This window comes from Collimonas sp. OK412 (assembly GCF_900112135.1).
In the GTDB taxonomy this organism is placed as follows: domain Bacteria; phylum Pseudomonadota; class Gammaproteobacteria; order Burkholderiales; family Burkholderiaceae_D; genus Collimonas; species Collimonas rhizosphaerae.
Map to the genome: position 1 here is coordinate 39,997 of NZ_FOLC01000021.1, position 24,364 is coordinate 64,360.

Annotated in this window: 25 protein-coding genes; 5 read left to right on the forward strand and 20 right to left on the reverse strand. The window is 61.1% G+C overall.

All coding sequences use genetic code 11. From position 1 onward, the window contains the following. Positions 1–33 precede the first annotated feature (33 nt). Positions 34–687, reverse strand: coding sequence for a hydrolase (locus tag BM062_RS19160; RefSeq protein WP_092399774.1), 654 nt, complete (start codon positions 685–687; stop codon positions 34–36). A gap of 196 nt (positions 688–883) precedes the next feature. Then, a complete protein-coding gene (locus BM062_RS19165) occupies positions 884–2,338 on the reverse strand; it encodes a GGDEF domain-containing protein (protein WP_092399776.1) in 1,455 nt (484 codons plus the stop codon). Between the two features lie 178 nt (positions 2,339–2,516). Here BM062_RS19165 and BM062_RS19170 point away from each other — a divergent pair, with 178 nt between their 5' ends. Continuing rightward, positions 2,517–3,494 (forward strand): NAD(P)H-quinone oxidoreductase, encoded by a 978-nt coding sequence (locus tag BM062_RS19170; protein ID WP_092399778.1) that lies wholly within the window; start codon positions 2,517–2,519, stop codon positions 3,492–3,494. A gap of 64 nt (positions 3,495–3,558) precedes the next feature. Here the strand turns inward: BM062_RS19170 and BM062_RS19175 are convergent, their stop codons facing one another. The 5 genes from BM062_RS19175 to BM062_RS19195 form a co-directional block, all read right to left on the reverse strand. After that, a complete protein-coding gene (locus BM062_RS19175; protein WP_092399780.1) occupies positions 3,559–4,854 on the reverse strand; it encodes a c-type cytochrome in 1,296 nt (431 codons plus the stop codon). A 16-nt stretch (positions 4,855–4,870) separates the two neighbouring features. Continuing rightward, positions 4,871–5,641, reverse strand: coding sequence for a c-type cytochrome (locus BM062_RS19180; RefSeq protein WP_139220125.1), 771 nt, complete (start codon positions 5,639–5,641; stop codon positions 4,871–4,873). A 143-nt stretch (positions 5,642–5,784) separates the two neighbouring features. Continuing rightward, positions 5,785–5,985, reverse strand: coding sequence for a hypothetical protein (locus tag BM062_RS19185; protein WP_139220126.1), 201 nt, complete (start codon positions 5,983–5,985; stop codon positions 5,785–5,787). Positions 5,986–6,139: 154 nt separating this feature from the next. Beyond that, positions 6,140–6,571 carry a glycine zipper 2TM domain-containing protein gene (locus BM062_RS19190; protein WP_092399784.1) on the reverse strand — a complete coding sequence of 144 codons (432 nt, stop codon included), beginning with the start codon at positions 6,569–6,571 and terminating at the stop codon, positions 6,140–6,142. Between the two features lie 132 nt (positions 6,572–6,703). Continuing rightward, entirely contained in the window at positions 6,704–8,002 is a 1,299-nt protein-coding gene (locus tag BM062_RS19195) for an NAD(P)/FAD-dependent oxidoreductase (protein WP_175501089.1), read from the reverse strand. Positions 8,003–8,349: 347 nt separating this feature from the next. Here BM062_RS19195 and BM062_RS19200 point away from each other — a divergent pair, with 347 nt between their 5' ends. Then, a complete protein-coding gene (locus BM062_RS19200; RefSeq protein ID WP_092399788.1) occupies positions 8,350–8,793 on the forward strand; it encodes a universal stress protein in 444 nt (147 codons plus the stop codon). Positions 8,794–8,841: 48 nt separating this feature from the next. Here BM062_RS19200 and BM062_RS19205 read toward each other — a convergent pair whose 3' ends face one another. Further along, the gene (locus tag BM062_RS19205; RefSeq protein ID WP_254785162.1) at positions 8,842–10,908 is read right to left on the reverse strand and encodes a PAS domain-containing sensor histidine kinase; all 2,067 of its coding nucleotides are present in this window, start codon (positions 10,906–10,908) and stop codon (positions 8,842–8,844) included. Positions 10,909–10,926: 18 nt separating this feature from the next. Here BM062_RS19205 and BM062_RS26150 point away from each other — a divergent pair, with 18 nt between their 5' ends. Then, positions 10,927–11,052, forward strand: a complete 126-nt coding sequence (locus BM062_RS26150) for a hypothetical protein (RefSeq protein ID WP_256381583.1) — start codon at positions 10,927–10,929, stop codon at positions 11,050–11,052. On the opposite strand, the gene BM062_RS19210 is transcribed toward BM062_RS26150, so the two are convergent. The 4 genes from BM062_RS19210 to BM062_RS19225 form a co-directional block, all read right to left on the reverse strand. Then, positions 11,046–11,474 carry a response regulator gene (locus BM062_RS19210; protein ID WP_092399790.1) on the reverse strand — a complete coding sequence of 143 codons (429 nt, stop codon included), beginning with the start codon at positions 11,472–11,474 and terminating at the stop codon, positions 11,046–11,048. The genes BM062_RS26150 and BM062_RS19210 overlap by 7 nt on opposite strands. Before the next feature lie 101 nt (positions 11,475–11,575). Further along, the gene (locus tag BM062_RS19215) at positions 11,576–12,208 is read right to left on the reverse strand and encodes a response regulator (protein ID WP_092399792.1); all 633 of its coding nucleotides are present in this window, start codon (positions 12,206–12,208) and stop codon (positions 11,576–11,578) included. 94 nt (positions 12,209–12,302) lie between these two features. Then, on the reverse strand, positions 12,303–12,854 hold the full coding sequence (locus tag BM062_RS19220; RefSeq protein WP_092399794.1) for a hypothetical protein: 552 nt from the start codon (positions 12,852–12,854) through the stop codon (positions 12,303–12,305). A 69-nt stretch (positions 12,855–12,923) separates the two neighbouring features. Next, positions 12,924–13,130, reverse strand: a complete 207-nt coding sequence (locus tag BM062_RS19225; protein ID WP_092399796.1) for a CsbD family protein — start codon at positions 13,128–13,130, stop codon at positions 12,924–12,926. Between the two features lie 321 nt (positions 13,131–13,451). Here BM062_RS19225 and BM062_RS19230 point away from each other — a divergent pair, with 321 nt between their 5' ends. Beyond that, positions 13,452–15,065 (forward strand): FMN-binding glutamate synthase family protein, encoded by a 1,614-nt coding sequence (locus BM062_RS19230; RefSeq protein WP_092399798.1) that lies wholly within the window; start codon positions 13,452–13,454, stop codon positions 15,063–15,065. A gap of 53 nt (positions 15,066–15,118) precedes the next feature. Here BM062_RS19230 and maiA read toward each other — a convergent pair whose 3' ends face one another. From maiA to BM062_RS19270, 8 genes are all read right to left on the reverse strand, one after another. Next, a complete protein-coding gene (gene maiA, locus BM062_RS19235; protein WP_092399800.1) occupies positions 15,119–15,781 on the reverse strand; it encodes a maleylacetoacetate isomerase in 663 nt (220 codons plus the stop codon). 10 nt (positions 15,782–15,791) lie between these two features. Beyond that, positions 15,792–16,487 (reverse strand): fumarylacetoacetate hydrolase family protein, encoded by a 696-nt coding sequence (locus BM062_RS19240; protein ID WP_092399802.1) that lies wholly within the window; start codon positions 16,485–16,487, stop codon positions 15,792–15,794. Between the two features lie 53 nt (positions 16,488–16,540). Further along, on the reverse strand, positions 16,541–17,719 hold the full coding sequence (locus BM062_RS19245) for a pyridoxal phosphate-dependent aminotransferase (RefSeq protein ID WP_092399804.1): 1,179 nt from the start codon (positions 17,717–17,719) through the stop codon (positions 16,541–16,543). Positions 17,720–17,830: 111 nt separating this feature from the next. Beyond that, positions 17,831–18,301 carry a transcription antitermination factor NusB gene (gene nusB / locus BM062_RS19250; protein ID WP_092399806.1) on the reverse strand — a complete coding sequence of 157 codons (471 nt, stop codon included), beginning with the start codon at positions 18,299–18,301 and terminating at the stop codon, positions 17,831–17,833. 74 nt (positions 18,302–18,375) lie between these two features. Further along, the gene (gene ribH, locus BM062_RS19255; RefSeq protein ID WP_092399808.1) at positions 18,376–18,861 is read right to left on the reverse strand and encodes a 6,7-dimethyl-8-ribityllumazine synthase; all 486 of its coding nucleotides are present in this window, start codon (positions 18,859–18,861) and stop codon (positions 18,376–18,378) included. Positions 18,862–18,959: 98 nt separating this feature from the next. Continuing rightward, on the reverse strand, positions 18,960–20,072 hold the full coding sequence (gene ribBA / locus BM062_RS19260) for a bifunctional 3,4-dihydroxy-2-butanone-4-phosphate synthase/GTP cyclohydrolase II (protein WP_092399810.1): 1,113 nt from the start codon (positions 20,070–20,072) through the stop codon (positions 18,960–18,962). A 242-nt stretch (positions 20,073–20,314) separates the two neighbouring features. Further along, complete coding sequence (dusA, locus tag BM062_RS19265; RefSeq protein WP_092399812.1) at positions 20,315–21,325, reverse strand: tRNA dihydrouridine(20/20a) synthase DusA; 1,011 nt, start codon at positions 21,323–21,325, stop codon at positions 20,315–20,317. Positions 21,326–21,671: 346 nt separating this feature from the next. Next, positions 21,672–22,733 (reverse strand): M35 family metalloendopeptidase, encoded by a 1,062-nt coding sequence (locus BM062_RS19270; RefSeq protein ID WP_254785164.1) that lies wholly within the window; start codon positions 22,731–22,733, stop codon positions 21,672–21,674. A gap of 272 nt (positions 22,734–23,005) precedes the next feature. Between BM062_RS19270 and BM062_RS19275 the strand changes: the two genes are divergently transcribed. Beyond that, positions 23,006–24,349, forward strand: a complete 1,344-nt coding sequence (locus tag BM062_RS19275) for an omega-aminotransferase AptA (RefSeq protein ID WP_092399848.1) — start codon at positions 23,006–23,008, stop codon at positions 24,347–24,349. The last annotated feature ends 15 nt before the right edge of the window (positions 24,350–24,364 follow it).

Consider the following 24,364-nt stretch of genomic DNA (forward strand, 5'->3'; position numbering starts at 1 on the left):
CCCCGCCAATGGATGCACGGGGCCTCTTGGTCTTTAATGGGCTTCAGAAGCATTGAACATGGTCTTGGCATAGATTAAGCCGAGGCCGTAGCCGCCGCCGTGCGCAATCGAGGTGGCCACGGTTTCGTTGTAGGTTTCGCCGCGCGCCCAGTCGCGTTGCAGCTCCAGCAGGTACTGCAGCGAGGTCATGGGGCGCGCGCCTTGCTGGATCATGCGTTCCACTGCGCGCTGGTGAGCCTCGTCGGAGACATCGCCGCTGGCGTCGGTGATGACATACACTTCGAATCCCTGGTCCAGGGCCGACAACGCAGGACCGACGATGCATACCGAAGTCCACAGGCCGGCCAGCACGATCTTGTCCTTGCCGATAGCGTTGACGCGTTCAGCAATGCGCGCATCTTCCCAGGTATTCATGGTGGTGCGGTCTATCGCTTCCTGTCCTGGAAACACGGTCTTGATTTCGTCGAAGATGGGGCCGGAGAACGACTTTTCGGCAACCGTGGTCAGGATGGTCGGCACCTCGAATTCCTTGGCTGCCTTGGCCACCAGGGCGACGTTATTGCGCAGTGAAGCCAGGTCGATGGACTTGGTGGCGAACGCCATTTGCGATTGATGATCGATCATGATCAGGGTGTGGTTGGCAGGGTTCAGCAGTGTGTTTCCTGGCTTGGCGGTTGCGATTGGCATGATGTTTCCTCTCTTATGTGCGATTAATTCGAAATTAAAACAGGAATCCATTCCTGTTGATTGGCATGGGTTCATTGCCAATGAATTGCAGTATGGTCGAGAGGAAATCAAAAGAAAAACGGAAAATTTATAGCCGAATGATCGAATTTATCGATCATTAATCCAATGCCATTTTTTTACAGAGGAGCTGCGCGCTTCAGGCTATCTCATCCAGCAGCGCATGGCCATATACCGTGAAGCGGCTTTTGCCCTGGCGCTTGGCCTGGTACATCGCTGCGTCAGCCTGGCGCAATGCGGCATCCCACTCCAGGTTTTCGGCCTGGCACAGGGCGATGCCGATGCTGCAGCCGATGCCGTCGCCAATGGCGGCGACGCGACTGACGATGCGGCCGGCAACCGCGGTGGCGGTAGCCTTGACGGCAGCGGCGGGGGCCACCAGGCACACCACGAATTCGTCGCCGCCGACACGGCCGGCGATATCGCTGTCGCGCAGCACCGACCTGAGGGCGGCGGCTACTTCGACCAGCACCGTGTCGCCACGGTCGTGCCCCAGGTCGTCGTTGACGCGCTTGAAGCCGTCCAGGTCGATGAACAGCAAGGCCACCGCCTGGCGGCTCGCCAAATCGCGGCTGCGCAAGGTTTCGGCCAGTTCGAGAAACAGTGAACGGCTGGGTAGCCCGGTCAAGTCGTCCAGCCGCACCTGGTCCATCCTGACTTCCAGCATGGCGTTGTTGAGCGCCAGCAGGCGGGCGTCTTGTACCGTCTTCAGGTAGACCTGGTTCATTTCGCGCAGGTAGATCAGCAGCAGCAGCGTGGCCGACGCCAGGGCGTTGCAGCGGCCGACGTACCAGCCCACCGAGAACTGGCTGCCGCCGGCCATGGTGATGGCGTTGTCGCACAGCAGCGCAACCAGGGCAACCCCCAGCCATACGTGCAACACCGCGCGGAAGCGCGTGGCCTGCCACAAGACCAGGAAGGCAAGGCCGGTCATGCACTGCAGCAAAGGGCCGGCGCCGCTGCTGGCTAGCCGGCGAAAATCGCCGTTGTCATCGAGCCGCGGCAAATACGCATGGAATACGGTGACCAGGGCCATGCTGGCAAGCAGCGCCGCCGCCACGGCGGCCATCAGCCAATGCGCCAGGCGCTGGGAGTGCCGGTACATCAGGGCCGGATTGCGCCAGTTGCTGGCGGCGTAGGCCAGGATCCCCAGCGCCAGGCCGGCATGCCATAAAAACCACAGCCAGATCGTAGTCTGCTCGCCGCCCAGCAGCGATCCGTGCGGCAGGAACATGTCGGGCAAGGCCAGGAACTGCAGTAAAAAAATCCCGGCGCAATAAAAGCAGGCGCCGCCGACAAACAGCAGATCGAGAGCCCTGGTGGCGCGATAGTGGGCAAAAATCAGGTAGGTGATGATGACATAAGCGACCACCGTCGCCGTCTGGTAGGAAGGCAGGAAGGCTGGCACCCGCGGCCCCATGACCGCCGCCAGCGGCAGCAGCAGCAATGTTCCCGAGACAATCCCGACGCAAGTCCACAATGCACGCCGCCGCTGGCGGCTGGTCGCCTGCCGCGTCGCCGGCGAAGCGTTCATATGGTGCCAGGCCGGCTTGGACATGGCGTTGTTACCTGCATTGCTTGCGCGGTCGGTCATTGCCTGTTCTTCATGAAGCCCTTGATTGAAAGAATTTCCATAGAGAAATCTTGTCTTTTAGCATCAAAATAATAACTTGAATGCCTGTGTTGAGCTAATACAGAAAAGCTATCACTCTCGCTTTCAAAAGAGAAATAAGACTTGTCATACAATGGCCTCTTTACCTTGAGACCATGCCATGCGCGCTATCGAAATCACCCATCCCGGCGGCCCGGAAGTATTGCAGATCTGCGAACGCCCCCTGCCCTCGTTCAAGCCAGGCGAAGTGCTGATCAAGGTGCAGGCTGCCGGCGTCAACCGGCCCGACGTGTTCCAGCGCACCGGCAATTATTCGCCGCCGCCGGGCGCGTCAGACCTGCCGGGGCTGGAGATCGCCGGCGAAATCGTCGACGGCGACTTCGGCAGCAGCCCGTTCAAGAAAGGCGACCTGGTATGCGCACTGGTGCAAGGCGGCGGTTATGCCGAATACTGCTGCGCGCCGACCGCCCAATGCCTGCCGCTGCCCGACGGCTGGAGCGCGGCGGAAGCGGCGTCGCTGCCGGAAACCTTTTACACCGTGTGGAGCAATGTCTTCGACCGCGCAAAACTGGCGAGCGGCGAGACCTTGCTGGTGCAAGGCGGCAGCTCGGGCATCGGCGCCGCAGCGATCCAGATCGCCACGGCGCTCGGCCACCGGGTATTCGCTACCGCCGGCTCGGATGAAAAATGCCGCGCCTGTGAAGCGCTGGGCGCCGAACGCGCGATCAATTACCGCACGGAAGACTTCGCTGCCGTCATCAAGGCTGCGACCGATGGCAAAGGCGTGAACGTCATCCTGGACATGGTGGCCGGCGATTACGTGCCGCGCGAAATCAGCTGCCTGGCCGACGACGGCCGCCTGGTCTTCATCGCCACGCTGGGCGGCAGCAGCGCCAGCATCGATTTCCGCCACGTCATGATGCGGCGCCTGACGATTACCGGCTCGACCCTGCGGCCGCGGCCGGTCGCTTTCAAGGCTGCCATCGCGGCCCAGCTGCAGGAGCGCGTCTGGCCGCTGCTGGCGGCAAAGAAGATCAAGCCGGTGATCTTCAAGACCTTTCCGCTGGAGCAGGCGGCGCAAGCGCATGCACTGATGGAAAGCAGTTCGCATATCGGCAAGATCATGCTGACCGTCTAAGCCGCGCCATGTGAAAAAAGCAGCCGATGGCTGCTTTTTTTGGGGGCGTGAAGAAACCGCGGTTTTAATCCAGCGGCACCGCGCGATAGCGGCTGACCTCGGATGCGCCCACGATCGGCGCCTTGTTGCCCCAGCTGTTGCGGATATACGAAACCACCGCGGCGACTTCGCCATCGTTCAGCGTCGGCCCGTAAGGCGGCATGCCGTAAGGACGCGGATTGGCGGCGGTGCTGGGCGCGAAGCCGCCGTTCAGGACAACCCGGATCGCATTCACCGGCGCCGGCATGGTGATCGCGTGATTGCTTGCCAGCGGCGGGTAAGCCGGCCACTGCCCCTTGCCGGAAGCCTGGTGGCAATCGATGCAATGGTTTTTGTAGATCTTCTGGCCCAGTTCCATCACCCGCGCCACCTCGTCCGGCCTGGCGCGTTCGTCGGGTTCCGCGGCTTCCTTCTGGCGCGGCAAGGACTTCAGGTAAACCGCCATGGCGCGCACATCCTGGTCGCTCAGGTGCTGCAGGCTGGCGCCGACCACTTCCGCCATCGGCCCCAGCACCGTGCCGCGCGGCGAGACGCCGTTTTTCAGCAGACCTGTAATGTGTTCGATGTCCCAGTCGCCGAGGCCGATTTCCTGGTCCGAGGTCAGCGACGGCGCATACCAGTTCACCACCGGGATGAAACCGCCGCCCAGGTCCGCTTTCAGGTCAGTGCCGCCGAGAGCATTGCGGGTGGTGTGGCAAGCGCTGCAGTGGCCCAGTCCCTGCACCAGGTAGGCGCCGCGGTTCCACTCCACCGATTGCTGCGCCTCGGCCTGATATACGCCAGGCCGGAAATACAGGGCGCGCCAGCCGTAGAGCAGGAACCGGTTGTTGTAGGGGAAGCGCAATTCGTGCTGGCGGTTCTTTTGCGGCACCGGCGGCACGCTGCGCAGGTAAGCAAACATGGCGTCGGCGTCGGCGCGCGTGACCTTGGTGTAATTCGTGTACGGGAAGGCCGGATACAGCAGGCTGCCGTCTTTGGATTTGCCGTTGTGCAGGGCTTGCCAGAAATCGTCGGCCGACCAGGCGCCGATGCCGGTGTCGTTGTCAGGCGTGAGATTCGGCGCATAGATGGCGCCGAACGGCGTCTGTATCGCGCGCCCTCCAGCCAGTTCCTTGCCGCCGCGCGCCGTATGGCAGGCCATGCAATCGCCGCCGCGCACCAGGTAAGCGCCGCGGCTTATCTGGTCGCCGGGACTCGCCGCGGCTTGCGCCGGCTGCGGCGGCGCACTGTTGTCATCAGCGTTGAAGACCGCCAGCACGCCGGCAGCAACCGCGATCAGCAGCAGCAAACCACCTAGCACCCACTTGAATAGTCGTTTCATTCTGCGCTCTGCTTGATCATGGGTTGGCCGGAGGGAGGGGAATGCTGCCGCACGCCAGCGGCAACTTGGCCGTGCCGGGGGCGGCCGCTGTAGCGTCGGCAGGCACCGGCTGCGCCGCCAGCCAGGAGGCGACGGCGCCGATGTCTTCAGCGCTCAGGCGCTGCACCACCTGCGCCATACAGTCGGGCGCCACCGCATGGCGCGCACCGTTTTTCCAGGCGCCGATCTGGCCCACCAGGTAATCGCGCGGCAATCCGAGCAAGCCTGGCGTGGTCGGCAAAACGCCGGTCATGGCGCTGCCGTGGCAGGCGATGCAGGCCGGGATCTTCTTGGCCGGATCGCCCTTGTTGACCAGCACTTCGCCGCGCGCCCGCGTAGCGTTCGACGGATCGGGCGGCTGCGGCGGCGGATAAGGCGGATGCTGGTCCGCAAAATAGTGGGCGATTTCCTGCAGATAGGCGTCGGACAGATGGTCGACCAGGTAGGTCATCATCGGATACTGCCGGCGTCCTTCACGAAAATTATGCAGCTGGTTATAGAGGTAGCCGGCCGGTTTGCCGGCGATGCGCGGGTAGTAGCCGTCGTTGGTGGCGCGTCCCTGTTCGCCGTGGCAGGCGGTGCAGGCGGTGAGGCGCTGCTTGATGGTGTCGGGAACGGCGCCGGCATCGACCTCAGCTGCGCTAGCGGCGACAGCCAGCAGCGCCGCGGCAAGGACAAACAAGGAGCCAAGGCGGCGCCCATGAGCTGGCGCTCGGCCGCAGGCCGGTCTTACCGAAAGAATCCGCATGATTTCCTACTTTTTTATAATGCTGCATTTTTTAGGGAAGGCATTCTCTGCACGATTATAAACTAGCAAGCAAGGTTGACGGCCGCCTGCAACGCCTGTCCGGGCTGGACAAATTGTCCCAGGCAGCAGGCTCTCCAGGCGCATCATTTTGGCGTTTTCTGCGGCACCAGAGGCTGGTCGATGGTGGTTCCGGGTTCGTTCACATACATTTGTTCTTCGACGATATCGAGCTGCTGGCTGCCGTCCAGTGCGTGCCCGGTCCAGCGCTCGGCCGGATTCACCTGCTGTATTTTTTTTCGCTTGCCGTGCTTGTCGTCGGCCGGCGCATGTTTGATTTTGCCCACAGCGGTCTCCTCCATGAAATGGCCAGGTGTCCTGAGTCTTTTCAATATAGGACGTATGCAGCCTGGCGCATAGCAAAGAATCCGGCGCGCCAATAAAAAACGCCGGTCCAGATTCTCATCTGGACCGGCGCCTGTTGTTTAATCCGGGCCTGGATCAGCGCTCGTAGTAGCCGCCGCGATATTGCTGGCGATAGTAATCGCGGTTTTCCACATAGACCGGCGCCGGGCGGTAATACACAGGCTGCGGACGGTAGTACACCGGGGCCGGCCGATAATAAACCGGCGCCGGCTGGTAATAGACCGGCTCAGGGCGAACGTACACCGGCGCCGGCTGCGCATAATAGCCTTGGCCACGGTCGTAATAACCGCCATCGTCACGATAGCCGCCCGAAGTCGCGCCTACCGCGGCACCCAGCACGCCGCCGACGATAGCGCCGTTACGGCCGCCCACCGCACCGCCGATGACAGCACCCGCCACCGCGCCGATGGCGGTATTGGCGCCATCGTCATAAGCCATGGCAGAGGTAGAAACCGCAGCAGTCGTGCTGGCCAGCAGCGCAACACATATCCATTTTTTGTACAGCATGATTGACTCCTTCAAGGGTCGCATAGTCACAGACCGGTATGCCCACGGCTGTTGATTTGAACTATAGACCAGCTCCGCCGGAAATCATGCAAGCGATACATACTTTTACATCTGAACAACATGCTTACAAACTCAGTGCAGCTTGACTGAAGGCTTGGCGTGCTTCATCAGGCTGCTGGCGGCAGCGGTAACCCCGGTGCGCACCGGCCCCAGCAAGGCGTTCAGATGCATCAGGTGCAGGCTGGCGTACATCATGCGGGCGAAGAAGCCGTCGACAAACCAGCCCAGCTTGGTCAGCGATCCCATCAAGGTGCCGACCGAGGTGTTCCTGCCGAACGACACCAGCGAGCCATGGTCCTTGTAGACGTAGGGGGCGTCCAGCGCCGCCTGTCCTTTATTCGAGCGGACGAACATCTCCAGCAGGTAATCGGCCTGCTGATGCGCGGCCTGGGCGCGCGGCGGCACCATTTTGCCGTCGGGGCCGATGCAAGCGGCGCAGTCGCCCAGCGCATAGATATTGCTGCTGCCGGCGACCTTGAGCAAGCCGTCGACTTCCAGCTGGCCTGATTTGGTCACCGGCAAACCCAGGGTCTTGAGAAAATCGGGAGCCTTGATGCCGGCCGACCATACGCACAGGTCCGACACGTAATTGTTGCCGTTGGCGTCAGTCACGAAATTCTCTGCGATGGCGGCGACGCGGCAATCGGTGACCACCTTCACTTCGCGTTCCTGCAGCAGCTTGGTGGCCGCCTTGGAAACCCGCTCGGTCAGCGGCGCCAGCAAGCGCGGCGCGCCTTCCAGGATGGTGATGCGGACATCGCGGTTCGGATTCAGGTGCGGGAAATCGTAGTCGGTGTAGACGCTGCTGGCGTCGCGCAGCTCGGCCGCCAGTTCGACGCCGGTTGCGCCGCCGCCGACGATCACGATGTCGACTCCGGCGTCGGGATCCTTTTCTTTCTTCAGGTCCGCCATCGCCAGCATTTTCAGCAGGCGCAGCCGGAAATGTTCGGCGTCTTCGGTGGTGTTCAGCGAAATCGTGTTTTCCTCGGCGCCGCTGATGCCGAAATAGTTGGAAACGCTGCCGACCGCGACCACCAGCTTGCTGAAGCCGATCTGGCGCGGCGGGATCAGTTCCTGCGCCGATTCATCCAGCACCGCATCCACCGTGATCGTGTTGTTGACGCTGTCGAGCGCGGTCATGGCGCCGTAGACGAAGCGGAATTTATTGTCATGCGCCAACATTTGGTAGGACAAGCCTTCCTGGTGGATATCGCGCGTTCCCGCCGCAACTTCGTGCAGGGACGGCTTCCAGATATGGTACAGCGCCCGGTCCACCAGCGTGACGTGGCCGCTCCCCAGTTTGCGGCCGAGCTTGCAAGCCAGCTCCAGGCCGCCGGCGCCGCCGCCGACAATCACGATTTCATCCGACATCCATTTTTCCTTCGATTTTTTATTGATCAATCACGCTGCAAACCGCTGAAGCTTGCGCAGCCCGAACTGGCGGATTACCCGCCAAGTCTACTTTTATAGTGCTGCATAGCGCAATAGTGCCGTAGTTTCGGCGCTTTTTGATCAGGCGCCGCCAATTTGCAGTATTCGAGGAAACCCGGCAACACGCAAAAAAACGGCATGGGCAGAATCCGAAAATCGATTTTCGCCATGCAAGAGCGGCGCCGGAAAACATCGCTGCAAATACCCAAATGGCATCTGGTTGACAGCCCCAGACTGAGCTATGATGAAAGCAGAGAGCATTGCAAATACAATTTTCAGGAGGGCATATGTACCGGAAAATTCTCGTCGCCTACAATGGCACGCCCGAAAGCCGTTCGGCCCTGTATTCCTGCATCCAGCTGGCGCCCGGCCCTGAAATCGAGGTCCACCTGTTGGGGGTCATCAACCTTGCCACCTACCTGATGGCCGGCGAATTCGTCGCCGAATCCGCCATCAGGGCTGAAAAAACCCTGCTCGAACAAGAACTGATCAAGGGCCACAAGCTGCTCAGCGACGCCGGCATCAAGGCTGTCGACCATTTTGAAAGCGGCGAACCGGTGAATGTGATCAGCGACCTGGTCAGCAAGCTGGGGGTAGACCTGGTGATCGTCGGCCATTCGCGCAAGAAACCGATGGCGACACGCTGGTGGCGCGGCTCGGTGGATACTCTCCTGGTTGAAAAAGTGCCCTGCAGCGTACTGGTGGCGACCGATCCCTGCCCACCGTCCTGAGCCAGCACCAGGCCGGCGCTCCCAGCCTTGCGCCCTGCAGCCGTCAGCCTATGCCTTAGGCGCATCCGCCGGCGCCTGCCCCGGCATCGGCAATTCGATCACCACAGTCGTTCCCTTGCCTTCGCCTCCGGCAAAGCGGACTTGCCCGCCCAGGTAGGTCGCTCTTTCATGCAAGCCGCGCAAACCGTGGGTGGTGGTGTTTTCAAAACGCTGCTGCGACATGCCGACGCCGTTATCGCGCACCGTCAGCGCCAGCCGGTCTTCGTCGATGTCGAGGATCAGATCGACCTGGGTGGCCCGGGCGTGCTTGGAGACGTTATTCAAGATTTCCTGCAGCATGCGATAGACCGCTATTTCGATTTTACGATCGACCGCAATATCTTCATCCGGCAGGCTGGAGTTGCAAACGATCTCGGTGCGCTGGCCGAAATCTTCCAGCTGTTCGACAATCGCCGCTTTCAGCCCGAACAGCTCAAGCATGTTCGGCCGCAATTCAGTCTGGATCCGGCGCGTGGTCGCCACCAGCGAGCTCAGCAGGGTTTGCATCTGCGACCGGCGATGCTGCCAGTGCTCATTCTCCGGCAGGATCTTGTAGACGCCTTCCAGGTGCATGCTCAGCGCCGTCAGCGATGCGCCCATGTTGTCGTGCAGCTCGCGCGCAATCGCCCGCTTCTCTTCTTCCCGTATGGTTTCCATGTGGTTGGCCAGTTCGCGCAGCAAGGCGGTGCGCTGGGCGATGGTGCGCTCCAGCTCAAGTTCGCGCTGCCTGAGCGAATCCTCGGCACGCTTACGCTCGCTGATGTCGGTGGCGATGCCGACCACGCCCATGACCTGCCCTTGCTGGCCGAACCACGGCGCCTTGGTGGTCTGGAAAGTGGTGACCAGGCCGCCCGGCAGCTGCGCCGTCTGTTCCAGCGTTTCGGAAACCCGGCCGTTCATGATGCGGGCGTCATCTTGATCGATGCGGATTGCATCTTCTTGATCCGGGAACAGCTCACGGCTGCGGCGGTGTCTGGCTTCTTGCCAGTTCAGCCCGAGCTGGCGCAAATAGGCCGGATTGGCGAAAATCAGGCGCCCCTGGCTGTCTTTCACGAAAATCGGGTCGTTGGTATTGTCGCTCACCGCAATCAACAAGGCCGTGGCTTCCGCCAGTTCCGCTGCGCTTTGCAGGCGCGCCCCGTATTCGCGGTCGACCTGGCCTGCGGCGCGCCAGAAAATGAACAGCACCAGCACGCCGTCGATCAGGGTCAGCAAAGGCGGCACCGAGGTACGGTCGTAAAAACCCTGGCGCGCGCCCCAGTCCGCCAGCCAATGCAGGGCCACCAGCAAGACCAGCATCTGCGGCAGCGAGCGGCGCAGCATCTGCCCGCCCGGCGCATGGCGGGTGATGATCGCCATCAGGCGCTGATGCGGGCGCGCCATCAGCAGCGCCATGCCGAACAGCAGGAAAGCGATGGCCGACGGCCAGGGAATGCTGGTGGCGTACACCATCTGGGTCATTGCCGCAACGTGGTACAGATAACCCAGCAGCGGGATCGCGCTTAAAAATATCAGGGCAATCGCCAGGTATTCGGTCAGGTGGCTGGTTTTTTTGCCGCGGCGGTCAAGCAGGAGCAAAGCCGGTCCGCACAAAACAAAACCGATGGCCACCATCGGATGCAAACCGCTCGGGCTGCGCAAGCCGGGCTGCGGCGCCAGCGCGGCAAGAAGGATGTCAAGCCAGCCTGGGCTGCGAAACGCTTCATGCCACAACGCTGCCATGGCAAACAGCAGCAGCAGGATGGCCAGCGCTTGCGCCGCCAGCCTGGCGGCTTTGCGCAGCCTGCCCGTCAGGCACTGCAGCAGCAGGCTGCCGGCAGCCAGCAGGAAACCGGCGGCGGTGTTGGCCCGCATGAGCGGTAGCTGCGATGTCGGGAACGGCAGCGCCACCTGGTAAACGCCGGCAACCAGCACCGCCGCAGACACGATCGTCAGCGCCAGGCTCACCAGGATGGCAGCGATGGCGGTGCGCGACACATAGTTGCGTGTAGCGGCAAGGCTTTCCAGCGCCCGCGCCTTCAGCAAATCCTGGTAATGCGGATTGCCCAGCCCAGCCTCATGGTCGTCTGTCGTCAAGTCGTCTCCAGGATTTTCATGTCGTTCGATAGCATAACCGGATCATTGCAAAAGGAAACAGCACAAAACCCGCCGGATGCCGGCGGGCGGGTATGGCTGAAAGCGTTGCAGGCGATCAATGGAATGCAACAGCTCGGTCAATGATCCGGCAACCCTGTCCCAAGTGCCGCCAGCAGGTCGCGCAGCTTGGTGAATTCCGAACTCTTGTCGAAGAAAAAACGCACGCCGTATTTCTCGCCGGCGCGGCGAAAAGCGTTGCTGACGTTATTGCTGAATATGATTTTCGTGGAATTGAGCGGCTTGGGCAATGCCGCCAGCGTGCGCAACAGGCTCATGCCATTGCCCTGCTTGAGTTCGATATCCAGGATCAGCACGTCAAAAGGCTCGGCATCGATTTTTTTCAATGCATCCGCTTCTTCCTCGGCAAATCCGGCAAAGACCACGCCCGGAATTTCACTCAAGGTATCAATCATCAAATCCCTGACAGCCACTGAATCTTCGACCAAAAAAATCCGCAACGGCGTGGCGCCGGATTTGGCTATATCGGAGGTTGTTGTATGGTCCATTTTAGTTGACGGCTATCTTTCAACATCCCTCGCTTCAATTCATGCATTGCGCCAGGCCGGCGAACGGCAGGCAGTTTTCACCCGCGACACGATTGCCCCATCTAATCGATCAGGTTGTTCTTGATCGCATAATAAATAATATCCGCATTGCTTGTCATGCTCATCTTCTGCAGCACACGTGTACGGTAAGTGCTGATGGTCTTGACGCTCAGGCAAAGCTCTTCGGCAATCCTGGTCACTCCTTCACCCTGGCTCAATTTATAAAAAATTTCATACTCGCGCGCCGACAAGGATTCATGCAGCGGCGCATTCTCATTACTGGCGGGATCTGCCGTCAGCAGCTCGGCCACCGCATAGCTGATGTACTTGTGGCCCTGCAGGATGGTTTCGATCGCCTTCACCAGCTCCGTCGCCAGCGCTTCTTTCTGCACATAGCCGTCGGCGCCGCTGCGCAGCACCTGCACTGCGTAACGGCTTTCCGGGTGCATGCTCAGGATCAGCACCGGCAACAGCGGCTTCTCGCGCTTGATCTGCTTCAGCACTTCCACGCCGCTCTTGTCCGGCATCGCGATATCGAGCAGCACGATGTCGTATTCCTCGGAACGGATCAGCCGGATCGCTTCCTGCGCATTGGCGGCTTCGCCGGCGATTTCCATCTCCGGGATATCAGCAATGAAATACTGGACGCCGGCGCGGACTACCGCATGGTCGTCAACCACCAAAATTTTTATCATCTATTCAACCGTCGCAATCAGATAAGTTGTCGGCGCTGGCGCCAGCGCGTAACGTTTAGTGTGCGTCCGACTGTCTTCAATGTAAACCCTATGGTTATTTGCCGAGCTCAGCCTTGGCCGCAACGATACAGTCTTCCTTGGCAGCGCCTGCCAGCGCATCGCACTTGGCCATGGCAACCTTGTAGCGTGCATCGGCGCGTTCTTCCCGAGCGTCAGCCTTGGCCTTGGAAACATCCCTCTGGGTGTTGGCGTTGGCTACATCGTTAACCTGGTCCGCCTTGGCCTGCTTGATGCAGACATCCTTGGCGTTGCCCGCCAGGCCATCGCATTTTTCCCTGGCTACCGCATAGTCGGCGTCAGCTTCGGATTTGCGTGCGCTGGCGATGGCTTTGGGGGTATTTTTATATTCGGCTTTTGCATCTTGCGTGGTGTGTTCGCGGGTGGCCTTGGCCTGCTTCAGGCAAACATCCTTGCCGTTGCCGCTGAGCTCGTCGCATTTTGCCTTGTCGCTCTTGTAGGTGGCGTCCGCCAGGTCTTCTGTCGCCTTGTAGCTGGCTTTGGCGCTGTCCGCCGCCAGCGCCAGCGATGTGCCGCTAAAACCGGCAACGCCGATCAGCATGGCCGCGAGGATTTTGTTGATAGTCATGTCAATGCCCTTTCTTCGACATCATGGCGTCATTGCCCAATCATGCATGGTGGAATCGAGGATTCGGAACTACCGTTCCTTGTGACGCTCTTCAAACGCGCGGATCTGCTTTTCGGCCTCGTCCTTGCTGACGCCATAGGCTTCCTGGATGCTGCCGGCCAGCTGGTCGCGCTTGCCGGCGATCTGCTCCAGCTTGTCGTCGGTGAGCTTGCCCCATTGCTGCTTGACGTTGCCCTTGAATTGTTTCCAGTTGCCTTGAATAGTGTCCCAGTTCATTGTGCACTCCTTGATGGTTGTCGATTCAATGCCAGGCCGGTCTTTCGGCAACGCGGCTGGCTTGATATGCAAGGGCGGTCTGTAGAGCGACGGCGCCGGCCCGACCGGCCCGCATCGCTACCCTTGCATCGGTGAGTCCATGCTAACCAGCCTCCCCACGGGGCGCTATAGGACAGGGACCGAAGTCCTTGTAGGACAAACGGAAGCGGCGGCCGCACGGAACGCGCCGTCAATGTGTAAAATTGTCAGCCTGCTACCGTTACAAGCGGTTTTCCACCAGCGAACCGCCGGCGCAGCGGCAATCTTAAAAGGAAGGAAATCATGAGAGTCAGTCGTTACCTTAGTTTCTGGGCAGTGCTGTTGCTGACTTTGCTGCTTGCCGCCGGCGCCGCGGCCGGCAAGATGGGATGGTGGTGGGCGGTGCTCCCCGGCCTGCTGACCGCGCTCGGCATCTGGGACATGAACCAGCGCAGCCATGCGATCCTGCGCAACTATCCGCTGATGGGGCATTTCCGTTTTCTGTTTGAAATGATCCGCCCTGAAATGCGCCAGTATTTTTTCGAGAGCGACAACGACGGTGCACCGTTCACCCGCAAGGAACGCAGCCTGGTCTACCAGCGCGCCAAAGGCGAAGTCGACAGCCGGCCGTTCGGCACCGAGCTGGACGTCAAGCTGCGCGGCTATGAATGGGTCGGCCACTCGCTGTCGCCGACCATCATCGCCAGCCATGATTTCCGCGTCACGGTCGGCGCCGAGCGGGCGCAGCCGTATTCGATGTCGGTCTTCAATGTATCGGCGATGAGCTTCGGCGCGCTGTCGGCCAACGCCATCCGCGCGCTCAACCGCGGCGCCAAGAAAGGCGGCTTTGCGCACGATACCGGCGAAGGGTCGATCTCGCCCTATCACCGCGAATTCGGCGGCGACCTGCTGTGGCAGATCGCCTCCGGCTATTTCGGCTGCCGCAACGGCGACGGCAGCTTCAATGAAGAAAAATTCGTGGCGCAAGCGACTTCGCCGCAGGTCAAGATGATCACGGTCAAGCTCTCGCAAGGCGCCAAGCCCGGCCACGGCGGCGTGCTGCCCGCAGCCAAGGTCACGCCGGAGATTTCCGCCACGCGCGGCGTGCCGATGGGCGTCGACTGCATTTCGCCCGCCGCCCACTCCTCGTTTTCGAATCCTATCGGCCTGCTGGAATTCATCCAGAAACTGCGCACGCTGTCGGGCGACAAGCCGGTCGGTTTCAAATTGTGCGTCGGCCATCCCTGGGAGTTTTTCGGCATCGTCAAAGCCATGCTGCAGACCGGCATCCTGCCGGATTTCATCGTGGTGGACGGTTCCGAAGGCGGCACCGGCGCGGCGCCGCTGGAGTTTGTCGACCACGTCGGCATGCCTCTGCAGGAAGGTTTGCTGCTGGTGCATAACACCCTGCTCGGCGCCGGCCTGCGCGACCGCATCAAGATCGGCGCCAGCGGCAAGGTGATCACCGCCTTCGACCTGGCCCGCACGCTGGCGATAGGCGCCGACTGGTGCAACTCGGCGCGCGGCTTCATGTTCTCGCTCGGCTGCATACAGTCGCAAAGCTGCCATACCGACCGCTGCCCGACCGGCGTCGCGACCCAGGACGTGGGCCGGCAGAAGGCGCTGGTGGTGCCGGACAAGGCCGAACGCGTGTATCGCTTCCATGAAAGCACTTTGCATGCGCTGCAAGAGCTGGTGCAGGCCGCGGGCCTGCCGCATGCTTCTGCGCTACGCGCGCATCACATCGTGCGCCGTACCTCGGACCATGAAGTGAAGCTGATGTCTGATTTGCTGCATTACCTGCAGCCGGGAGATTTGCTGAACCAGAAATACCGCTACCCGGTGTTCGAGAAATACTGGCCTATCTCGCGCGCGGAGAGTTTTCATCCTGCCGCGCCGATCCAGGCCGGCGCCTGAAAAAAAGCCAGGGTGGTTGCACATCCTGGCTTTTTTATTGTCGCTGACCCGGTTCAGGCTTCCGCATCCGGCTGGTTTTCCGGCGCTGCCTTGCTAAAGGCGTCAAGCTGCTGGCAGTTCTGGTAAATGCCCATCACGGTCGGCATCGCCGACAGGTCGCATTTCAGGCGCTGTGCATTGAAAATCTGCGGCACCAGGCAGCAGTCGGCCAGCGTCGGCGTATCGCCGAAACAGAACTTGCCGGGCCGGCTGTCCCTGGCCAGCGTCACCTCCAGCGCCGCCAGGCCGCTTTCGCACCAGTGCCGGTACCAGGCGTTCTTGGCGTTTTCATCCACTTTCAATTCGTGCACCAGGTAACGCAGCACGCGCAGGTTGTTGAGCGGGTGGATGTCGCAGGCAATCGACAAGGCTATGCTGCGTACGAAAGCCCGGTCCAGCGCGGCCGGCGGCAGCAATGCCGGCGCCGGATGGATTTCTTCCAGGTACTCCAGGATCGCCAGCGACTGCGTCAGCACCGCCTGGCCGTCGACTGCATCGTCGTCGACCATGGTCGGCACCAGGCCGTCGCTGTTCAAGGTCCGGTACATCTGGCTGAGCTGCTCGCCGCCATGTTTCAGCAGATGCACGGGAACGGTATCGTAGGGCATGCCTTTCAAGTTCAAGGCAATCCGTACCCGGTAGGAGGCGGAGCTGCGGAAGTAGCTATACAGTTTCATCGGTATCTGCTCAGACCAGGCGTACGCGCAGATCGCCGACACCGGCTACCGATCCTTCCAGCAAGTCGCCCTTGCCTACGGCGGCAACCCCGGCCGGCGTGCCGGTAAAAATCAGGTCGCCGGCCTGCAGTTCAAAATAGGCGGACAGTTGCTCAATGGTCTCGGCGATGTTCCAGATCATCTGGTTGATGTCGCCCTTCTGACGCAATGCGCCGTTCACGTCCAGGTGGATATCGCCTTGCTCGATGACGCCGGTGGCGCCGATCGGATGGATGGGCGAAATCGGCGCCGAATGATCAAAGCCCTTGCCGGTGCACCATGGCCGTCCCAGCTTCTTGGCTTCGCCCTGCAGGTCGCGGCGGGTCATGTCGAGCCCGACTGCGTAACCCCAGATGTGCTTGACGGCTTCCGCCGCCGGAATATTCTTGCCGCCGGTGGCCAGCGCCACCACCAGCTCGATTTCGTGATGCAGGTCCTGGGTCATGGATGGATAAGGCATCTCGCCTGTGCTGCCGTGGGCGACCGGCAGCACCGCATCGGCGGGCTTCATGAAGAAGAACGGCGCTTCACGGCCGCTGCTGCCCATTTCCTTGGCGTGTTCGGCATAATTGCGGCCGACGCAGTAGATCCGGTGCACCGGAAACAATTGGTCGCTGCCGGCCACGGGAACGGCTGCTGCCGGTTTGGGAGGGAAAACGAAGTGCATGGAAGCTCCTTTTTCAATACCGCCGGAATGCCGGCAGCGAACATTGTCTGAATTTAATCCTTGCCGAGAAACTGCCCCAGGCGACGTACCGCTTCTTGCAGGTTTTCCATTGAAGTCGCGTACGACAAGCGGACGTAGTGCTGTGCCGTATAGGGGCCAAAATCCAGGCCGGAAACCATGCTGACGCCGGCCTGGTTCAAGACTTCCTTGACGAACTTGTCGGCGTCGTCGCCTTCCTTAAACAGGGCGCTGCAATCCGCATACACATAAAACGCGCCATCCGGCATCACCGGCACCTTGAAACCCAGTTCGACCAGGGCCGGCACCAGGTAATCGCGGCGGCGCTTGAATTCGCTCTTGCGCGACTCGTACAAAGCCAGCGACTCGGGCTCGAAACAAGCCAGCGCCGCGTGCTGGGCAATCGCCGAAGGGCAGATGAACAGGTTCTGGGCGAGTTTTTCGATAGGCGCCACCAGCGCTTCCGGCAGCACCAGCCAGCCGAGACGCCAGCCGGTCATGTTGAAATATTTGGAGAAACTGTTGATGACGATGATGTCGTCGCCCAGCGACAGCGCCGAAAACGGGTCGCCTTCGTAGCTCAGGCCTTGGTAGATTTCATCGACGATGGAAAAGCCGCCCTTGCCACGCACGGTGGCGATGATCTTCTCCAGCTCGCTGTGCAGGATCGAGGTGCCGGTCGGATTGGACGGCGACGCCAGCAGCACGCCGCGCGTCTGCTCACCCCAGTGCTCGCGCACCATCTGGTCGGACAGCTGGAAGCGCTGCTGCGGACCGCTGGCGATCATTTTCGCCTGGCCGTCGAAGGCCGCGACAAAGTGGCGATTGCAGGGGTAGGACGGATCAGGCATCAGCACCTCGCTGCCCTTTTCCACCAACGCCGCGCAAGCCAGCAGCAAGGCGGCCGAAGCGCCGGCGGTGACGACAATGCGCTCGGGCGCGATATCGAGGCCGAATACCTGGCGGTAATGGGCCGAGATCGCTTCCCGCAGCGCCGGCAGGCCGGTGGCCGAGGTGTACTGCATCTTGCCGTCGGCCATGGCCTTGGCGGCGGCTTCGATCACCAGCGGCGCCGCGGTGAAATCAGGTTCGCCGATACCCATGTGGATAATGTGGCGGCCTTGCCGCTCCAGCGCTGCAGCCATTTTTGCCAGCTCCATCACATGGAACGGTGCGATGTTGTCGAGGCGTGAAGCCAGGTGCGAGAATGTCATGAATGCTTTTCCGAGTGGCGCGGCGCTACCTGTCAGCGGCTGTTCGCCTCGCCTGAAACACGGAACCGGAAGCGATAACGCAGCATCCGCGGCTCCGCCTTGATTGCTGGATCAGGATTTCTTGCCGGCGCCGATTTCCACGGCGCGCGCCTTGGCGGCAAATTTGTCCAGCACGCCGTTCACATATTTGTGGCCGTCTATGCCGCCGAACGATTTGGTCAGTTCGACCGCTTCGTTGATGACTACGCGGTAAGGGATTTCAACGTGGTTCTGCAGTTCGAAAGCGCCGATCAGCAGGGCCGCGTGTTCCACCGGCGACAGCTCGCTGATCTTGCGGTCGATCAGCGGCTCCAGGCCGGCGCGCAAGGTGCCGGCGTCCTTGATCGCACCGTACAGCAGCGAGTTGAAATGCTCGGCGTCGGCCTTGTCGAAACCGTGCGCCTGGCGGATGTTTTCGCTGATCGCGGTCACGTCTTCATTGTTCAACAGCCATTGGTACAGGCCCTGCAACGCGAATTCGCGCGCGCGGTGACGCGGCGTGCGGCTCTTGCTCGGATTGGCGTGCAAAGTTTTATTAGTCATAATTTTTCCAGCTGGTACATCAAAGTTCGAATACAAAAAGCAAGCACCACCGGCGCCTTGCCTGTCACAACATCTTATTCTTCGCTGGTGGCTTCCGCCAGCTCTTCCAGCGCGATCGCCAGGTTCGCCATTTCCACCGCCACCCGCGCGGCGTCGGTGCCCTTCTCTTCCATCCGCGCTTCGGCCTGCTCGTCGTTCTCGGTGGTCAGCACGGCGTTCGCGATCGGGATGCCGGAGTCCAGGCCGACGCGCGTGATGCCGGCGCCGGATTCATTCGAGACCAGCTCGAAATGGTAAGTCTCGCCGCGGATGACGGCGCCGATCGCGATCAGCGCATCGAACTGCATGGTCTCTGCCATCTTCTGCAGCGCCAGCGGGATTTCCAGCGCGCCGGGCACGGTGACGTGCAGGATGTCTTCATCCGCCACGCCCAGGTGCTTCAGCTCCGCCAGGCAGGCCGAGATCAAGCCGTGGCAGACATCTTCGTTGAAGCGGGCTTGCACAATACCGATGCGCAAGTCTGCACCATCCAGATTGGTTTCGTAAATTCCGACTGTCATGGTTTTCCTCTTATACGCACCAGGCGCTTATCTATTCATCAATTACTGCAAACGTCGGCTACAACAGACACCGCTACAGCACTCTACTCTTCTACTCTTCAAGCATTCGGCTTGTTTTGATAACCGGTGATCTCCAGGTCGTAACCCGTCATCGACGGCATCTTGCGCGGGCTGGCCAGCAGCTTCATCTTGCCGACGCCGAGGTCTTTCAGGATCTGTGCGCCGATGCCGTATGTCCGCAGGTCGACCCGCGGCGGCGGCGGCTTGACGCCGCTGCAAGCTGCTTCCAGCGCGGCGAACTTGGCGAAGATCTGGTCGGCCGATTCTTCGCAGTTGAGCAGCACCACCACGCCGCACGGCGAAGCGGAGATCGCCGCCAGGGCCGACGCCATGTTCCAGGAATGGTTGGTGGCTTCGGTTTCCAGCAAATCCAGGATCGATACCGGCTGGTGCACGCGCACCAGGGTTTCCACATCCGGCGATGGCGTGCCGTGCAGCAGGGCCAGGTGGGCGCCGCCGCTAGGCGTATCGCGATAGGCGATGGTCTTGAACGTGCCTTGGGCAGTGTGGGTAGTGCGCTCGGCGAGGCGCTCGACGATGCTTTCATGCTGGCCGCGGTAATGGATCAGGTCGGCAATGGTGCCGACCTTGAGCCCGTGTTCCTTGGAAAATTCCAACAAGTCAGGCAGGCGCGCCATGGTGCCGTCTTCCTTGAGGATTTCGCAGATCACAGCGGCTGGCGTCAGGCCCGCCATTTCGGTCAGGTCGCAACCGGCTTCGGTATGGCCGGCGCGCATCAGCACGCCGCCCTTGCGCGCCTTGATCGGGAAGATATGGCCCGGCTGCACGATATCGCCAGCCTTGGCGCCGGACGCTACCGCCACCTGGATGGTGCGGGCGCGGTCGGCGGCCGAAATGCCGGTGGTGACGCCTTCGGCGGCTTCGATCGACACGGTGAAATTGGTGCCGTAGGCGGTGCCGTTGCGGCTGGTCATCATGCCCAGGTTGAGCTGGTCGCAGCGCTCTTCGGTCAAGGTCAGGCAGACCAGGCCGCGCGCATACTTCACCATGAAATTGATCGCCTCAGGCGTCACGAAATCGGCGGCGAGCACCAGGTCGCCCTCGTTTTCACGGTCTTCCTCATCCACCAGAATCACCATGCGCCCGGCACGGAGTTCAGCAATGATTTCCTCAGTTGTTGCAATTGACATGTTTCGCCTTGGAGATAACCGGCCCGGAAGCCGCCTTATGGGTAGCCTGGTCCAGCTTTGCTATAAATCTTGCTATGAAGGTTGCGGCTTATGCACGCTAGGCTGCTGCTGAGCAGCCTGGTAAAACAAACATAAACCAGAGGTCGCTATTTTAAAGGATTTAGCAGACTGAAAATGTTTTACGGACACCAGTTTGCTGCCGTTTTATGCCAAGACCCGGCCAAAACCCGGGATCGCCGCTCTCAGGCCGCCAATGGTTGCATGTTTGCCAACGCATCGACCAGCAACAAGGGATCGCCCAGGGCCAGCCGTTTCGAGTCAGACAGCGCCTGCCGGAACGATTTGGCGCCCGGCACGCCGGCCATCAGGCCCAGCATGTGACGGGTGATGCTGTTGAGGCGCAAGCCCTTGCCGTCGTGCCCATGCAGCGCCAGCTGCCGGCGGATATAAGGCAGCATGGCTTCAATCACTTCGGCGCGCGTCTTCGGCACTGCGCCGGCGGCGCCGAAATAGCGGGAATCGAAATCGGCCATCAGGTAGGGATTGTGATAAGCCTCGCGGCCCAGCATCACGCCGTCGACATATTGCAGGTGGAAGTCGATTTCTTCGGTAGTCTTGATGGCGCCGTTGATGATGATTTCCAGCCCCGGGAAATCACGCGCCAGCTGGTAGGCATATTCATACTTGAGCGGCGGGATTTCGCGGTTTTCCTTGGGGCTCAGGCCCTTCAGGATGGCATTGCGCGCATGCACGATGAAGGTCTGGCAGCCGGCCTGCGCCACGGTGCCGACAAAATCGCGGACAAATTCGTAGGATTCGGTCTTGTCGATGCCAATCCGGTGCTTGACGGTAACATCGATGCTCACCGCATCGCGCATCGCCTTGACGCAATCGGCCACCAGCTCGGCTTCCGCCATCAGGCAGGCGCCGAAAGCGCCCTTCTGCACCCGTTCGGACGGGCAGCCGCAGTTCAGGTTGATCTCGTCGTAACCCCACTGCTGCCCCAGTTTGGCGCTCTTGGCCAGGTCGGCCGGTTCGCTGCCGCCCAACTGCAGGGCGACCGGATGCTCGACATCGCTGAAATCAAGGTGGCGCGGCACGTCGCCGTGCAGCAAGGCGCCGGTGGTCACCATTTCGGTGTAGAGCCAGGTGTGGCGGGTGATCTGGCGGTGGAACACGCGGCAATGGCGGTCGGTCCAGTCCATCATGGGCGCCACGGAAACACGCCTTTTACTGTAATTCGCTGATTTCATTAGGTTTTATGCTGATTTCGCGCGCATGCAATTCATGCGCCATTTTGCTTGATTTCTGGATATCTTGCCGTTCACCGCACGTGCACTTGCCGCGGGTGCTGTGGGAATGACCACGAAACGAAGGTGTCAGGTTCGCGCAAATTCGGCGAAAGGCGCTAGTTTATCAGTAAGTCGCTCGCGGCCAAAGGCCCCGCCTTAAAGCGGCCGCATCGCGCCACCAGGACAGATCGCGGCAGGCAATCAGGACAACACGCTACACGTAAAAATGCCCGGCAAGGATCTCGGTCCGTGCCGGGCATGGCTTAGGCTGCGCAAGATGCGGGATGCGGGATGCGGGCCTCTATGTTTACTGACGTGCAGGTGTATTTTCAGCGAAGTATTCGTGGTTATCAGCGTTGTCGACGGCATTGGTCGGATTGCTGAGAGCCAGGTTGTGCGCGCCGGTCTGGCCGTATACGTGGTCGTCGGTGCCGGCCACCACCGTGAAGTGGCTGGTTTCATGGACCAGCGTGCCGGCCTTGGAATCGGTGCCGTTGGCCGGTGCGGTCCAATAGGCGCCGCAGAGGTAGACCGTGTATGGCTGGTCTGGATAGACGTAGGCGTAAGTGCCGGATTCGGTGCAGCTGCAGTCGAATTTATACGCTTGGGTGCCGAGCGCGCTGCTAAGGTTGGTGTAGTGGTTGGTCACCGTTGTATAACGGCCGCTGGTGACCGCGCCGAACCACCAGGTGTAGCGGCTGCCGGTGTTGTTCGCATTCAGGTAATTCCTGGAATTGGTCGCGATCGAAGTGGCGTCGGTGCGGGCCTTGGTCAGCGCGGTTTTCTGGGTGTTGCTGCAGCTGGCGAAGGTGGTGGATGCAGCCGCCGCGCCGTTGATTGCGCCCAGCAGGTCGGAAGAGGCCTGTTTGGACGATGGCGCCGGGCCGCCGTCGACCGACAGCGGGATCGCATTGGTTTCCAGCGTGACCGCAGGAGCAGCAGCGCCGCTGGCCTTGGCGGCGACGGCATTGCCGGCTTCGCGCACCAGGGTGTCGGCGCTGCGCTTGTACTTGATCACATATTGGCCGGCGCGATACATCTCGTAGTAGGCGCTAAGGTCCACTTCTACCGCACGGCTTTCGTTCGGCTTGAGCGTGATGTAATCCTTGTCGGTCGCCGGCTTGCGTTTCACCAGCCGTCCCACGTAACGCACCGGCTGGCCGCCCAGGTCGACGCTGAACAAGTCGCCGCTGACGCCGTTCAAGGGAGTTTCCCAGTTCAGCACATGCAAGGTGGCAGCGCTGGTGTTGGTGATGGTGTAGAGCACCTTGCCTGAACCGGCCGCACCTTTCGCGCTGGCTTCCTGCAAGGTCACTTCGATATCGGCCCGCGCTGCATAAGCCGAGCCGCTGACAACGATTGCTGCCACACATGTAACGCCTGCCAACCATTTTCGAAAACTGTACATGGATCACTCCTCTTGTAGAGTTAAATGAGCCCCCGCCTTGTGGGCCTAGGGAAATTTATGCTAGCACGCACATTTCGAGGCGGACTCCTGTCAAAGTTGACAGGATGCTGTAACGGTCATGCGAGGAATCGGCCCTATATATCGCGGGCTTGGCCGGCGCCATGCGAAGCGGCCCTAAACGTACTACCATCATCGGCAAGAGCCTGAAATCCGCCAACCGCCAAGGAGACGCCATGCCGACCACCCTGAACACCGACCATTTCTGGATGCCGTTTACCGCCAACCGCCAGTTCAAGAGCAAGCCGCGCTTGCTGGTCTCCGCTTCCGGCATGTACTACACGACGGACGACGGCCGCCAGATCCTCGACGGCACCGCCGGCCTGTGGTGCACCAACGCCGGCCACTGCCATCCGAAGATTGTCGAAGCAATCCAGCAGCAGGCTGCCAGGATGGATTTTGCGCCGGTGTTCCAGATGGGCCATCCGCTGGCGTTCGAAGCCGCCAGCGCGCTGGTGTCGATTGCACCGGAAGGACTGAACCGGGTGTTCTTTTGCAACGACGGTTCGGAGTCGGTCGATACCGCGCTGAAGATCGCGCTGGCATATCACCGCGTGCGCGGCGACGGTTTGCGTACGCGCCTGATCGGCCGCGAGCGCGGTTATCACGGGGTCGGCTTCGGCGGCATTGCGGTGGGCGGCATCGCCGGCAACCGCAAGCATTTCGGCCCGACGCTGGCCGGCGTCGACCATCTGCGCCATCCGCTGGATATCGGGCGCAATGCGTTTTCACACGGCTTGCCGGAACATGGCGCGGAGATCGCCGACGAATTTGAACAGCGCCTGCTGGCGCTGCATGATCCGGCCACGGTGGCGGCGCTGATCGTCGAGCCTGTCCAGGGTTCGACCGGCGTGATCCTGCCGCCCAAGGGTTACCTGCAAAAGCTGCGCCTCATCTGCGACAAGTACGGCATCCTGCTGATTTTCGATGAGGTGATCACCGGCTTCGGCCGTCTTGGCGCACCGTTTGCGGCCGATTATTTCGGCGTGATGCCTGACATGATCTGCTGCGCCAAGGGCCTGACCAACGCCAGCGTGCCGATGGGCGCGGTGATCGTGCGGCAAGATATCCATGACGCCTTCATGAGCGCCGCCGCCGACAACGCCATCGAATTCTCCCACGGCTACACCTACACCGGCCATCCGCTGGCGGCGGCCGCCGCAATGGCCAGCATCGCGGTCTACAAGAGCGAAAACCTGTTCGACCGCGCGGCGGCGACCGCACCGTATTTCGAGCAGGCGGCGCACAGCCTGAAGGGCCTGCCGTTCGTCAAGGATGTACGCAACCTGGGGCTGGTGTGCGGGATTGAACTGGAGCCGGTCGCAGGCAAACCTGGCGCACGCGCCTTCGATGCCTTCCTGCAGTGTTTCTGGGAGAAAGGCGTGCTGATCCGCACCACCGGCGACATCATCGCCCTGTCGCCGCCGCTGATCATCGAACCGGGACAGATCGACCAGCTGTTTACGGCCATCGGCGATGTGCTCAAGGCGCAACATGCAGCGAGCCCGGCAGTCGCCTGAACCCGGAAAGTAAAA

Bases quoted from the DNA above. Each gene is read 5' to 3' on its own strand.
- nusB (WP_092399806.1), bottom strand. From the start codon at position 18,301: ATGACTAATAAAACTTTGCACGCCAATCCGAGCAAGAGCCGCACGCCG.
- BM062_RS19240 (WP_092399802.1), bottom strand. From the start codon at position 16,487: ATGCACTTCGTTTTCCCTCCCAAACCGGCAGCAGCCGTTCCCGTGGCC.
- BM062_RS19200 (WP_092399788.1), top strand. From the start codon at position 8,350: ATGTACCGGAAAATTCTCGTCGCCTACAATGGCACGCCCGAAAGCCGT.
- BM062_RS19165 (WP_092399776.1), bottom strand. From the start codon at position 2,338: ATGACCGACCGCGCAAGCAATGCAGGTAACAACGCCATGTCCAAGCCG.
- BM062_RS19160 (WP_092399774.1), bottom strand. From the start codon at position 687: ATGCCAATCGCAACCGCCAAGCCAGGAAACACACTGCTGAACCCTGCC.
- BM062_RS19220 (WP_092399794.1), bottom strand. From the start codon at position 12,854: ATGACTATCAACAAAATCCTCGCGGCCATGCTGATCGGCGTTGCCGGT.
- maiA (WP_092399800.1), bottom strand. From the start codon at position 15,781: ATGAAACTGTATAGCTACTTCCGCAGCTCCGCCTCCTACCGGGTACGG.
- BM062_RS19175 (WP_092399780.1), bottom strand. From the start codon at position 4,854: ATGAAACGACTATTCAAGTGGGTGCTAGGTGGTTTGCTGCTGCTGATC.
- ribBA (WP_092399810.1), bottom strand. From the start codon at position 20,072: ATGTCAATTGCAACAACTGAGGAAATCATTGCTGAACTCCGTGCCGGG.
- BM062_RS19230 (WP_092399798.1), top strand. From the start codon at position 13,452: ATGAGAGTCAGTCGTTACCTTAGTTTCTGGGCAGTGCTGTTGCTGACT.
- BM062_RS19210 (WP_092399790.1), bottom strand. From the start codon at position 11,474: ATGGACCATACAACAACCTCCGATATAGCCAAATCCGGCGCCACGCCG.
- BM062_RS19190 (WP_092399784.1), bottom strand. From the start codon at position 6,571: ATGCTGTACAAAAAATGGATATGTGTTGCGCTGCTGGCCAGCACGACT.
- BM062_RS19225 (WP_092399796.1), bottom strand. From the start codon at position 13,130: ATGAACTGGGACACTATTCAAGGCAACTGGAAACAATTCAAGGGCAAC.
- BM062_RS19195 (WP_175501089.1), bottom strand. From the start codon at position 8,002: ATGTCGGATGAAATCGTGATTGTCGGCGGCGGCGCCGGCGGCCTGGAG.
- ribH (WP_092399808.1), bottom strand. From the start codon at position 18,861: ATGACAGTCGGAATTTACGAAACCAATCTGGATGGTGCAGACTTGCGC.
- BM062_RS19245 (WP_092399804.1), bottom strand. From the start codon at position 17,719: ATGACATTCTCGCACCTGGCTTCACGCCTCGACAACATCGCACCGTTC.
- BM062_RS19180 (WP_139220125.1), bottom strand. From the start codon at position 5,641: ATGCGGATTCTTTCGGTAAGACCGGCCTGCGGCCGAGCGCCAGCTCAT.
- BM062_RS19170 (WP_092399778.1), top strand. From the start codon at position 2,517: ATGCGCGCTATCGAAATCACCCATCCCGGCGGCCCGGAAGTATTGCAG.
- BM062_RS19275 (WP_092399848.1), top strand. From the start codon at position 23,006: ATGCCGACCACCCTGAACACCGACCATTTCTGGATGCCGTTTACCGCC.
- dusA (WP_092399812.1), bottom strand. From the start codon at position 21,325: ATGAAATCAGCGAATTACAGTAAAAGGCGTGTTTCCGTGGCGCCCATG.
- BM062_RS26150 (WP_256381583.1), top strand. From the start codon at position 10,927: ATGTCGTTCGATAGCATAACCGGATCATTGCAAAAGGAAACAGCACAA.
- BM062_RS19215 (WP_092399792.1), bottom strand. From the start codon at position 12,208: ATGATAAAAATTTTGGTGGTTGACGACCATGCGGTAGTCCGCGCCGGC.